Genomic DNA, 12,073 nt, shown 5'->3' with positions numbered 1-12,073 from the left:
TTGATATGATTAGGCGAATGTTAAAAAGGGATTTCTCTCAAAATAAAATGATTTTCGTTATTTTATTTACGTTTATAATACTATCGTCTCTTTTAATGGCTAGTGCTTCAAGTATGGTTGTAAACCTGTTCAGTTCAATGGATCAGTTATTTAAACAATCAAATGCACCTCACTTCGTACAAATGCACGCTGGAGAAATAAATCAAAAATCAATTGATTCTTTTGTAGCGAAAACACCATTTGTAAAAGAACAGCAAACGGCTGAAACAATCCTAGTGAATGGATCTAATGTTTTCATAAAAACTAAAGAGCATGCAGAACAAAATAGTGTAATGGATATAAGTTTCGTTAAACAAAACACTTCTTTTGATTTTCTATTAGATTTAAATAACAATGTAATAGATGTTTCAAAAGGTGAAATTGGTGTGCCAATTTATTATATGCAAAAGTATGATTTGCATATTGGAGATAAAATATGGATTGTAAAAAATAATATTGAACTGGAATTTACAATTTCAACATTTGTTCGTGATGCTCAAATGAACCCATCAATTGTTAGTTCGAAGCGATTCGTAATAAGTGATGAAGACTTAGAAAGAGTAAAAAGAAATGTTGGAGAAAGTGAATATCTTATTGAATTTCAGCTAACAGATTTAAATAAAATAAACGAATTTGAAAATATATACCAGTCATCGAACTTACCTCAAAAAGGACCCTCTATTACTTATTCTCTCTTTAAAACTCTCAATTCGTTAACTGATGGAATAATAGCAGCAGTACTTATGTTAATAAGTGCATTATTAATGCTAATCGCAATTTTATGTATTAAATTTACGATTATTACGTCTATGGAAGAAGATTATCGTGAAATAGGTGTTATGAAAGCGATTGGGATTCAAAATAAAGATATTCAAAAACTGTATGTAACAAAATATGTCGTTATTTCTGCTAGCGGCTGCATATGTGGATATATTCTTTCATTATTTGCTACAAAAGTCTTTACCACTAATATCGTACTTTATATGGGTGCGACAGATAAAGGTATTTTACATTATATCGTGCCCATGATAGCTACATTATTAATGTTTGTAGCTGTTATACTGTTCTGCCGACTTATTTTGCGGAATTTCAGGAGAATTACAGCGATGGATGCTTTAAGAACTAGAGATAGGATAGGAATAACAAAGTATAGTAAATCTTTTTCGCTCTATCAAACTAACATTTCAAATGTAAATATATTTTTTGGTATACAAGATGTAGTGAAGCGATTGAAGTTATATCGAGTATTAAGTGTTGTTTTAATAATAGCGGTGTTTATGATTATTGTTCCAGTTAACTTTTTGTATACAATTAAGTCACCGCAATTTGTGAATTATATGGGGACAGGAAAAAGTGATATACGAATAGATTTACAGCAATCAGAAGATATAGAGAAACGATTTAAAGACGTATTATCGTATATACGAAACGATGATGATGTGAAAAAATACGCAGCATTTGTGACGAGTGCATTTAAATTGGTGAACGATGAGGGGGCATATGAAAATATAAATGTAGAAGTTGGAGATTTTACTAAATTTCCACTAGAGTATGTTGAAGGTATGGAACCAAAAAATGAAAATGAGATTGCTCTTTCTTATATGAACGCAAATGAATTAAAAAAGAATGTAGGTGATGAGTTAGTTCTAATGGTAGAAGGAAAAGAAAAAGAGCTAACTGTAAGTGGGATATATCAAGATGTGACGAATGGTGGAAAAACAGCTAAGGCAAACTTACCATATAACAAGGAAAATATATTATGGTTTATTGTAAATATAGATATAAAGCCTACAGTGAATATGCAAGAAAAAATGGAAGAATATAAACAAAGTTTTTATTCCGCGAAAATAACAGATACGAATGAATATTTGTCTCAAACTTTAGGAGAGACAATTAAACAATTACAACTTGTGACTCAAGTTGCAATTATGATTGCTATAACGATATCTATTTTAATTACTGCAATGTTTTTTAAAATGTTATTGGCAAAAGACTCCTCACAAATTTTAATTATGAAAAACATCGGGTTTTCTTACAAAGATATTCGTATGCAATATGTAACTCGTTCTATTGCCATTGTATTAATTGGTATCGTAACAGGAACATTTATAGCTGCTACGTTTGGAGAAATGCTAGTAAGTTTGTTAGGTTCCTTTATGGGAGCTGCTCACATAAAGTTTGTAGTCAATCCGGTTGTTTCTTATGTAATATGTCCAGCTATTCTGTTTATAGCAGTATCCGCAACAACACTTTTCAGTAGTTTTACTGTGAAACAAACAAATGATTTAAAAGTAAATGGAGAATAGGAGGTGTGTAAATTGAAAAAAAATTTAGAAGTAAAACAATTAAATAAAATATATTCAATAGATGGAAATAGATTTTGCCACGTGCTTAAAAATATAGATTTAGAGATTAATGAAGGAGAGTTTGTATCGGTCATGGGACCTTCTGGTTCTGGAAAATCGACGTTACTTTATAATATTAGTGGTATGGATCGGATGACTTCAGGAAGTGTGAAAGTTGCTAGTAAAGAAATATCATTTATGAATGAGGAATCGTTAGCAAAATTACGGCTCAGCGAAATGGGATTTATTTTTCAGCAGAGCAATCTTCTTAGAAATTTGGATCTTTTTGATAATATAGTTTTGCCTGCGTATTTAGCAAAAGTTGAGAGTAGGAAAATAATAAATAAACGTGCACTTGAGTTGATGAAGAAAACGGGAATTAGTCAAATTGCAACTAATAATATAACTGAAGCATCAGGAGGACAATTACAAAGGGTATCTATTTGTAGAGCGCTCATAAATAAACCTAATATTATTTTTGCTGACGAACCAACGGGTGCTTTGAATTTAAAAGCGACAGAAGAGGTAATGAATATTTTAGCAAATATAAATCGTACGGGAACTACAATTATGCTAGTTACTCATGATGTAAAGGTAGCAGCTAAAACAGAAAGAGTTCTCTTTATGGTGGACGGAGAAATTGTTAGCGAAATAAGAATGGGTAAGTATAGGAACAATGATTTGAAAGAGCGAGAAGAGAAGCTGTTAAAATGGTTGACAGAAATGGGATTTTAATAATCTTTTAGTATGAATTTAAAAGAATATGTATCATTAGCTCCTATTGTAATTAGGAGTTTTTTCTTTGTATAAAAGTCTAAAATTAGATATAATAATTTTCTGAATATTTAAAAGGAGTGGTTTTAATGAAAAATGAAACGTTACGCACACAAGAAGATATTTTAAAAATGTTGGATTCATTATTAAGACCTGCAGAACCGTTTTGGAATGAATTTTATGCGGATAGAGAAAAGGATGTTCCGTTTTTTGAAAATGTTCCAGATGAGAACCTAGTTTCGTATATACAAAAAGAATGGGTTTCCAAGGGGAAAGTGTTGGAGCTTGGATGTGGTCCAGGAAGAAATGCAATTTATTTAGCGACTGAGGGATTTGATGTAACAGCGGTGGATTTGTCTATAGAAGGCATTAGTTGGGCGAAAGAGAGGGCATTAGAAAAAGGAATAGAAATTCACTTTATTTGTGATTCAGTTTTTAATTTAGATGCTCAAAATGAATTTGATTTTGTATACGATTCGGGTTGTTTGCATCACATTCCGCCGCATAGAAGAATGAATTATGTGGATTTAATTAAAAACTCATTAAAATCGGGTGGTTATTTCGGATTAACATGTTTTGCAGCAGGTGATTTAGATGAGCGAAATGGATCAGAAATAACTGATTGGGACGTATATAGAGGATGGAGTTTACAAGGTGGACTTACATATTCAGAAGAAAAATTAAGAGAGATATTTAAAGAATTTGAAGTAATTGAAATAAGAAAGATGAAACAAATTGAACAACCGAATGAACTGTTTGGAGAATCATTTCTTTGGACAGCATTATTTAAGAAGAAATAAAAAAGTAGATAATTGACAAACTCATCGTTTTTATAGACAATACACTTATAAGAATATATGTTCGGTTTTTGTTATCCGATGTATGTTTTGCATAAATACATAACAAGGGGATGTCTCTAAATGAGTAATACAAATCAAAAAATCACTACGTTTTTAATGTTTGAGGGCAATGCTGAGGAAGCGATGAATTTTTACACGTCGCTATTCGATCAATCAGAAATTGTAAGTATCTCTCGTTACGATGCAAATGGACCTGGTAAAGAGGGAACTGTAATTCATGCAACTTTTACGTTAAATGGACAAGAGTTCATGTGTATTGATAGTTTTGTAAAGCATGATTTTACATTCACTCCAGCTATGTCTCTTTATGTAACTTGTGAAACGGAAGAAGAAATTGAAACGGTTTTTAATAAGTTAGCACAAGATGGAGCAATTCTTATGCCTTTAGGTTCCTACCCATTTAGTAAAAAGTTTGGCTGGTTAAATGATAAGTATGATGTGTCTTGGCAGTTAACTCTTGCTGAATAAAATAGAAAAAGTGTAGCTTATTTATTTAATAGGTTCGGTTAAGAGGTTGAAAATTAAAATAACATTAAAAAAGGCGTTCTAACTGTCAACAGGTATGGAACGCTTTTTTGTTGGTATATCAATCTTTTTTTGAAATTGGCAATTAAATATCTCTAATGTGTTTCTAAAGGTCAATGACTGTTGCACCAATGCCTTTACTATGGATTTTTGATGACAACCAAGAACGAAAAGGTATTCTTGATGTTAAACATTCAATACCTTCATCAACATTGGATTATTTACCAGAGGATGGGGTTCAAGATTACATCAATTCAAATCAAACAATTGAATACGCACATACTCTAGAAGACCAAATCCAAGGTCAAATTGAAGCTGGCTTTGTTATAACGGGTCTTTATGAGGATGATTTTGGTGGAACAAGGATATTAGATAAGCATATTAAAACTTTTATTGCTACAAAAGCTATAAAGTTAAATGTTGATTAAAAATTTTAGCTTGTTACACGGGGCTTTAGCCAAAGAAGGTTCTTAAAAACAGTGAAAGTTCAATATATGTCAAAAAGGATGGCACCTGCCATCCTTTTTCGTGTGTATTTTGAGTGTCAAAACAAGTTTTATCCCTCTTAACTGAAGCCGTAATATAAATAGGCCACGCTTTTTTATATTAAGAATTTTGCTTGCCGAATCTTTTTCCAAGTTTAGCTAACAGTTCAGGTTGATCCCCTTGGCTCATTACAACTTCAATAAAGATAAGTCGATCCATATTAAAAGTTATTTTAGATAAGACTTCTACCAACTCTGTTTCATTTTTCACTTTAAATGTGAGACTTTTTTCTTCTGATCCGAATACGTTTGGAAATTTATCATAATCCCACATTTGTATATCATTATACGGTTGATTTGGGCCGTGAATCGCACGTTCAACAGTATATCCATTATTATTGATTAAAAATATAATTGGTTTTAAATTGTGACGTAGTATAGTAGATAGCTCTTGAACAGTTAACTGAAAAGAGCCATCACCAATAATTAAAATGTTCCGTCGTGATAAATCAGCGAGCTGTGTTCCAAGTAGAGCAGGTAATGTATAACCGATGGATCCCCATAATGGTTGCCCTACGTATGTAGTGTTGTTTGGTAAAGGGATAGAGGCGCTACCAAAGAAAGGTGTTCCTTGTTCTGCAATTAAGACATCGTTTTCTTTTAAAAAATGATACATTTGTTGCCAAAAACGTTTTTGCGTAACCATTTGTACTTTTGGATTGAAATCTTCAGTTATAGATGACGATTCTGAGATAAATGGCTTAATTTCAAGATTTTCTTCATTACGATGCTCGATTGAATCGCTTAAATGTTGTAAAACATCTTGCATAAGAACAGGCCCGTATTTTTTATCTATAATTTTCACAGTATAGGGATGGATTTCAATAACTTGTTCTTTCGTAAAACCTTGTGTAAAACCACCGGTAATAGTATCAGTTAATTTCACACCGATACTAATGATACAGTCAGATTCATCAATTCTGTTTCGTAAGTAGGCTGAGCTAACATCACCACTATAAATCCCTATAAATTGAGGGTGTTTTTCTGGGAATATACCTTTTCCCATACTTAACGTTGCGATAGGAAACCCCGTTTTTTCTACGAAATGTTGTAAATCTTCTTCAGCATGAAATCGGTTCACTTCAAAATCTGCTAAAATAACAGGTTTTTTGGCGCTATTTATTTTTGAAGTGGTATGTAGAAGCATTTTATCCAATGCTTCTTTATTACTTAAAATGGGTTTGTTTAAAATTGGTTCCGTAGGTTTATTAATTGGTTTATTATATACATCAATCGGTAAATTAATATGAACTGGACGTTTTTCATTCCAACATGCACGAAGTACACGGTCAATTTCCTCAGCAGCATGTTCAGGGGTTAAATTTGTTTGTGCTACAGTGATCTCACGATACATATTTGAAAAGTGATCGAACTTTCCATCACCTAAAGTATGATGAACGAGTTCTCCATTTTCCATTACCTTTGTTGTTGGCGTACCAGTTATTTTTATAACAGGAACGTTTTCTGCATATGAACCAGCAATGCCGTTAATTGCGCTTAATTCTCCAACACCAAAAGTGGTAATAAGAGCAGCTATGCCTTTTATACGGGAATATCCATCTGCTGCATATGCAGCATTTAATTCATTGCAATTTCCAATCCATTCTAAATTTTTATGTGCAATCACATTATCTAAAAAGGCAAGATTATAATCACCAGGAACACCAAATATATGCTCAATTCCTAATTCGTGTAGTCGATCTAATAAATATGTACTTACAGTGTATTGCATTTTCATGTGAATCATCTCCTAGTTGTTTTAGGTTATTGTAATTAACTATTAAACACACTCAAAAAGGTTAAGTGCCTTGATTAAAATATTCATTACTGAATTGTGGTATAATTTACATGTAGGGGGAAAGTAGATGACACAACATAAAGAAGAACAGATGAATGAGGCATTAGCATTATTTTACTTTGCATATAAAACTTTCACAGAAAAACCAGATGAAATTATAAAAGAATACGGTATACAGCGTGTACATCATAGAATACTGTTTTTTATTGCTCGTTTTCCAGGGATTAGTGTAAATGAGCTGCTATCGCTGTTAGAAATAAGTAAACAAGCTCTTCACGGACCATTACGCCAACTGTTAGAAAAGGGACTGATTGATAGTAATGAAGCTACACATGATCGTCGTGTGAAACAGCTATCTTTAACAGAAAAGGGTGCAGATTTAGAGAGAAAGCTGAGCGATGTTCAAAGACAGCAAATGGGAGCTATTTTTTCAAAGTTCGGTGGAGCTTGTGAAGAAAATTGGCATCAAGTTATGAATGAAATGGCGAATAGTCGTTCAGGTTTTGATGCATGGATGTCGAAAAGGGAAATACCAGTCAATCAAAAATAACGAGAAAAAATATCTGTTTTTATAGTGTGAAAAAGAACAAATTTTATCCATGCATTTGGCAAATATGGATAAATCATAGTATGTATGGATAAAAAAATTACATTGCCAAAAACTTTATATGTGTACGTATTGGAACATTAAAAATTCATATTTCCGAGAGGGGAATTATAATGATAAAACTTGTACTTATTCGTCACGGACAAAGTTTATGGAATCTTGAAAATCGCTTTACAGGATGGACAGATGTAGATTTATCAGAGAATGGGTTAAGTGAAGCAAGAGAAGCAGGGGCAATATTAAAGGAAAACGGATATACTTTCGATGTTGCTTATACATCTGTGTTAAAACGAGCAATCCGGACTTTATGGATTGTTCTGCATGAAATGGATCTTACTTGGGTGCCTATACATAAATCATGGAAATTAAACGAAAGACATTATGGAGCACTACAAGGATTGAATAAAGAAGAAACTGCAAAGAAATATGGAGAAGAACAAGTTCATATATGGAGAAGAAGTGTTGATGTGAGACCACCTGCTCTTACTGAAGATGATCCTCGATATGTGGCGGCTGACCCAAGATATAAAACACTCAAAAAAGGTGAATTCCCATTAACTGAATGTTTAGAGGATACGGAAAAAAGAGTACTTGATTATTGGCATTCAGAAATTGCGCCGTCATTAAAAAATGGTGAAAAAGTAATTATTTCATCACACGGTAATACAATTCGTTCCCTAGTAAAATACTTAGATAATCTTTCAAGTAATGGAGTAGTATCATTAAACATTCCGACTAGCATTCCGCTCGTTTATGAACTAAACGAAAATTTACGTCCGATTCGTCATTATTACTTAAGTATGGACGGAGAAGTACCTGAAGGGGAAATTCCGAAACATATTTCTTTTTAACATGAAAATTTGAAACGCATGCTTGTCTACATATACAATGTAGATTCATGATAAAAGACGTGGCCTCTTTCTAATGTATATGCGATGTAGCTAATTTTAGAAGGTTGTCCACGTCTTTTGTCATAAAGAGAGCTGCTTGCGCATGTAATGATATCGTGAGTAGTTTTTGAATGGAGGGTGATGTGATTGACGATCTCTAACATTCGAATCGGCTTATTTATTCTAGCAATCGTCTTTGTAGTTCTTGTTTTCTTTTATTGGAAAAATGAAGAATTGTATGAGGAGAAGAAACAACGAATTCGAAAAACTTGGTATGGATTATTCATAACATCAGTCACAGTTTATTTCATGATAAAAGGAATCGATTTAACCCTCTGGAAAAACTTATTAATGTTCACCGCGATGGTAATTTTCGTTGATATTGCATTCATTTTGACACCTAACATTTCAGAAATATGGGGTGCGAAATTTAGCGATATCGGAAAGACGGTCCAATCAATTAAACGGTCATTAATTGCTTCAAAAGCGAGAGGAGAAATATACACGACAATTATTCAAAATGTAAATCCAGCAGTATTCGGTACAATGGAATGGCAAACGGAAGAGGCATATACAAAAAGTCTAAACGAATTTTTAGATTCATATGGGGAAAAAGTTGGAGCGAAAATTGTTGTATTTGAAGCAGCGAATGAATTAAATACGAATTTCCGTGGTATTCGCTCTCAATTTAGTATTACAATACCTTTAGAATATATAGAGCAATTGAATGAACAAAAAGCAGTTCAAGTAGAGAACGTTGGGATTATACCAGCAAAAATAGTTAGTGATGTTTTCATTGTTATTGATGGGAAGAAGAATAATCTACAAGATCGAGATTTTGAAAATGTATATAATTTAACAATACATCATAGTTATTTTAGTAAATAAGGACAGAATCGTTTTCTGTCCTTTTCTTCTATACATAAATTCAGAACAAAATCCGACAAAGTTGAATAAAATTGGACAATCATTCCTACACTAGCACGTAGAGGTGATTGTAGTGATAAAAGATTATGACAATGATTTTTTTAAAGAAGAAAATGAAGATACAACAGATTTTTCTTTAATAAAAGGAGATACTTTACAACAAGTAGAAGAGTTAGAAGAAGAATTAAAAAGAAAATCATAAGTGTACACTCTGTCTGCATTTGCTATATAATATAAATACAAGGTTGTATCTTTTTATAAAGGGGGAGAAGAGATGGCAGAATTAAATGTACAAAAATCTTCGTTTTTTAAAGAAAAAAAAGAAGAAGAAAATACAGATTTCTCTCTTGTGAAAGGTGCATTAACGGAAAATATAAATCGTTTAGAAAAGCTTATGAATAGTAATAGTTCGAAATTTATACATGTAAAAAAAATAAAAGAAAATGCATAGGCATTTTCTTTTATTTTTTATCCTGCTATTTGTGGCCTAATAATCAGTGTGGGATGAACAGAAAGCACACTGATTAAAGTCTCATTTTATTTAACATTAAACTTTCCTTTTACTTTTTTAGGTAAATCTGCTTCCTGAATTTCCTCATAGGATTTCACTTCAATAGATGATATTTCATTCTTATCTTTATCCTCTTGATCTACATAAAGGCGTAAAAACGCGTTTTCATTTAATTTATGGTCGTTTTCTTTTTTTGTACTTCTAAATGTAATTTGTTTTTTCACTCCGTCTTCATCATATGCGGGCAACGTGTAGTTCCGTAAGCTTCTACCTTCTACTTTTTCGATAGCGCCTTCGCCTTTTATCTGTATGTAATATACATCTTTACCAATTCTATTCAGTGATGCTCTCTCACAGCCGATAGTAAAACTAGTAAATAATAAACATAGTGTAAGAATAGCTAAAAACTTTTTCATTTTCTTTATCTCCTTCAATTTGTTTCTTTGAAAAGTATACGACTATTTTTTTATTAGAAAAATTGATTTTGATTACAGCACCCTTACAATGTTGTAAGAGTATAAGGTATAGAATGAAGAAGGATTAAATTGAACCGTTCATAACAAATTTTAAAACGTTTAAAGAAAGGTAAAATAATGAATCATGGTATAATAATAAAGGACTTACATAATATTTTTTTATTTTGAGAGGAGCTTGAAAAATGTATTCTACTTTAGAACAATTAACAAAGCACCCTGTATTTTATCATTTTGCAGAAATTTCAAAGATTCCTAGAGGGTCAGGTAATGAACAGGAAATTAGTGATTATTTAGTGAGTTTTGCGAAAGAGCGTAACTTAGAAGTGATTCAAGATGAAGCATTAAATGTCATTATTAAAAAAGAAGCAACTGCTGGCTATGAAAATGTTCCAGCTATTATCATTCAGGGGCATTCTGATATGGTATGCGAAAAAAACCAAGCAACAGTTCATGATTTTGAGAAAGATCCGATTGAACTAAGAATTATTGGAGATATGTTATATGCTAACGAAACAACTTTAGGTGCTGATAACGGTATCGCAGTTGCATATGCATTAGCTTTATTAGATTCAACAGAAATTCCGCATCCAGCTTTAGAAGTTGTCATTACAACGGAAGAAGAAACGACAATGGGCGGAGCTTTCGCTGTTGATCCAAATCATTTTGACGGAAAGATTTTTATTAATATCGATTCTGAAGAAGACCATAAATTACTTGTAAGTAGCGCAGGTGGTGCGAAAGCGGTTGAAACAATTTCGGTAATTTGGGATGAGACACCAGTGGATATGGACGCATATCGTCTATATGTCGGAGGACTTAAGGGCGGACATTCTGGTATGGAAATTGATAAACAGCGCGGAAATGCGAACAAAGTACTAGGACGAGTTTTACGTGATTTATCAACTAATATTCAATTTGATATAAGTGACGTACACGGCGGATTAAAAACAAATGCAATTCCGCGTGAAAGTGTAGCTACAATTTTATTACGTCAAGATGATGTGCAGCAAGTAGAAGAAAAGTTAAAATCATGGACACGAGTATTACAAGAAGAAATGCGCGCTGTTGATCCAGATGTTCATGTTACACTTACAAAATTGGATGAGAAAATAGAAAAAGTATTTGCTAAAGAAACACAAAAACAACTTATTTCATCATTATTCTTAATTCCAAATGGCATTCAAAGTATGAGCATGGATATTAAAGGTCTTGTAGAAAGTTCAACAAATTTAGGAGTTATTGAAACATTGCAAGATGAAATTAAATTACGAAACGAAGTAAGAAGTTCTGTAAGTAGTTTAAAACAACATATTGCAGATGAAATTAAATATATTGCCGAATTAGTGGGGGCGACATTTGAAAAAGAGTCAGAGTATCCAGAGTGGCCATACAATCCAAACTCACAGATTCGCAATTTATTTGAAAAGGTGCATCAAGAGAAATACAACAAAGACGCTGAAATCTTTGCTGTACATGCAGGAATTGAATGTAGTGTATTCGTTCAAAAGATGCCTGAATTAGATGCGATTTCATTTGGTCCAGATATTTTCAACGTCCACACTCCGGATGAACATATTAGTATTTCTTCTGTTGTGAATAACTGGGGATTCTTCATTGATGTAATGAAGGGGACGAAAGAATTAGCTAAGTAATAAACGATGAAATGAAAAGCAGACTATAAAAAATGAACTAATTCCATAACGTTAGACTGCGTATTTCATTCGCCATCCTTTAGGGCATGAGTTCGGTATTCAAGAGGGCACTGAAAAACTTGCG

Annotated in this window: 12 protein-coding genes and 1 pseudogene; 11 read left to right on the top strand and 2 right to left on the bottom strand. The window is 32.5% G+C overall.

Annotated elements, in window-relative coordinates; all coding sequences use genetic code 11:
• Positions 1 to 5: 5 nt before the first annotated feature.
• The 5 genes and pseudogenes from U860_RS0124955 to U860_RS31965 form a co-directional block, all read left to right on the top strand.
• The gene (locus U860_RS0124955; protein ID WP_025150651.1) at positions 6 to 2,345 is read left to right on the top strand and encodes an FtsX-like permease family protein; all 2,340 of its coding nucleotides are present in this window, start codon (positions 6 to 8) and stop codon (positions 2,343 to 2,345) included.
• Between the two features lie 12 nt (positions 2,346 to 2,357).
• Positions 2,358 to 3,119, top strand: a complete 762-nt coding sequence (locus tag U860_RS0124950; protein ID WP_025150650.1) for an ABC transporter ATP-binding protein — start codon at positions 2,358 to 2,360, stop codon at positions 3,117 to 3,119.
• A gap of 128 nt (positions 3,120 to 3,247) precedes the next feature.
• Positions 3,248 to 3,958 (top strand): class I SAM-dependent methyltransferase, encoded by a 711-nt coding sequence (locus U860_RS0124945; RefSeq protein ID WP_025150649.1) that lies wholly within the window; start codon positions 3,248 to 3,250, stop codon positions 3,956 to 3,958.
• Between the two features lie 120 nt (positions 3,959 to 4,078).
• Entirely contained in the window at positions 4,079 to 4,486 is a 408-nt protein-coding gene (locus U860_RS0124940) for a VOC family protein (protein WP_025150648.1), read from the top strand.
• 191 nt (positions 4,487 to 4,677) lie between these two features.
• Positions 4,678 to 4,971, top strand: a pseudogene (locus U860_RS31965) (SAM-dependent methyltransferase); the annotation flags it as partial.
• Between the two features lie 178 nt (positions 4,972 to 5,149).
• Here U860_RS31965 and U860_RS0124930 read toward each other — a convergent pair.
• The gene (locus U860_RS0124930; protein ID WP_025150647.1) at positions 5,150 to 6,826 is read right to left on the bottom strand and encodes an alpha-keto acid decarboxylase family protein; all 1,677 of its coding nucleotides are present in this window, start codon (positions 6,824 to 6,826) and stop codon (positions 5,150 to 5,152) included.
• A 127-nt stretch (positions 6,827 to 6,953) separates the two neighbouring features.
• Between U860_RS0124930 and U860_RS0124925 the strand changes: the two genes are divergently transcribed.
• From U860_RS0124925 to spoIISB, 5 genes are all read left to right on the top strand, one after another.
• Positions 6,954 to 7,436 (top strand): MarR family transcriptional regulator, encoded by a 483-nt coding sequence (locus U860_RS0124925; RefSeq protein WP_025150646.1) that lies wholly within the window; start codon positions 6,954 to 6,956, stop codon positions 7,434 to 7,436.
• Positions 7,437 to 7,606: 170 nt separating this feature from the next.
• A complete protein-coding gene (gene gpmA / locus U860_RS0124920) occupies positions 7,607 to 8,344 on the top strand; it encodes a 2,3-diphosphoglycerate-dependent phosphoglycerate mutase (RefSeq protein ID WP_025150645.1) in 738 nt (245 codons plus the stop codon).
• Between the two features lie 186 nt (positions 8,345 to 8,530).
• Positions 8,531 to 9,271 carry a type II toxin-antitoxin system SpoIISA family toxin gene (locus tag U860_RS0124915; protein ID WP_025150644.1) on the top strand — a complete coding sequence of 247 codons (741 nt, stop codon included), beginning with the start codon at positions 8,531 to 8,533 and terminating at the stop codon, positions 9,269 to 9,271.
• 112 nt (positions 9,272 to 9,383) lie between these two features.
• Positions 9,384 to 9,512 carry a hypothetical protein gene (locus tag U860_RS0124910; protein ID WP_002171984.1) on the top strand — a complete coding sequence of 43 codons (129 nt, stop codon included), beginning with the start codon at positions 9,384 to 9,386 and terminating at the stop codon, positions 9,510 to 9,512.
• A gap of 72 nt (positions 9,513 to 9,584) precedes the next feature.
• A complete protein-coding gene (gene spoIISB / locus U860_RS36045; protein WP_025150643.1) occupies positions 9,585 to 9,761 on the top strand; it encodes a stage II sporulation protein SB in 177 nt (58 codons plus the stop codon).
• 86 nt (positions 9,762 to 9,847) lie between these two features.
• Here spoIISB and U860_RS0124900 read toward each other — a convergent pair whose 3' ends face one another.
• A complete protein-coding gene (locus tag U860_RS0124900) occupies positions 9,848 to 10,237 on the bottom strand; it encodes a YxeA family protein (protein WP_002171986.1) in 390 nt (129 codons plus the stop codon).
• Between the two features lie 242 nt (positions 10,238 to 10,479).
• Between U860_RS0124900 and pepD the strand changes: the two genes are divergently transcribed.
• A complete protein-coding gene (pepD, locus tag U860_RS0124895; protein ID WP_025150642.1) occupies positions 10,480 to 11,949 on the top strand; it encodes a beta-Ala-His dipeptidase in 1,470 nt (489 codons plus the stop codon).
• Positions 11,950 to 12,073: the final 124 nt, after the last annotated feature.

Source organism: Bacillus sp. H1a, from assembly GCF_000633475.1.
Taxonomy (GTDB): domain Bacteria; phylum Bacillota; class Bacilli; order Bacillales; family Bacillaceae_G; genus Bacillus_A; species Bacillus_A paramycoides.
This window is presented reverse-complemented; position numbering and strand designations above follow the sequence as displayed.

Coding starts and splice junctions, on each gene's coding strand:
- U860_RS0124900 (WP_002171986.1), bottom strand. CDS start 10,237: ATGAAAAAGTTTTTAGCTATTCTTACACTATGTTTATTATTTACTAGT.
- pepD (WP_025150642.1), top strand. CDS start 10,480: ATGTATTCTACTTTAGAACAATTAACAAAGCACCCTGTATTTTATCAT.
- U860_RS0124955 (WP_025150651.1), top strand. CDS start 6: ATGATTAGGCGAATGTTAAAAAGGGATTTCTCTCAAAATAAAATGATT.
- spoIISB (WP_025150643.1), top strand. CDS start 9,585: ATGGCAGAATTAAATGTACAAAAATCTTCGTTTTTTAAAGAAAAAAAA.
- U860_RS0124945 (WP_025150649.1), top strand. CDS start 3,248: ATGAAAAATGAAACGTTACGCACACAAGAAGATATTTTAAAAATGTTG.
- U860_RS0124940 (WP_025150648.1), top strand. CDS start 4,079: ATGAGTAATACAAATCAAAAAATCACTACGTTTTTAATGTTTGAGGGC.
- gpmA (WP_025150645.1), top strand. CDS start 7,607: ATGATAAAACTTGTACTTATTCGTCACGGACAAAGTTTATGGAATCTT.
- U860_RS0124930 (WP_025150647.1), bottom strand. CDS start 6,826: ATGAAAATGCAATACACTGTAAGTACATATTTATTAGATCGACTACAC.
- U860_RS0124925 (WP_025150646.1), top strand. CDS start 6,954: ATGACACAACATAAAGAAGAACAGATGAATGAGGCATTAGCATTATTT.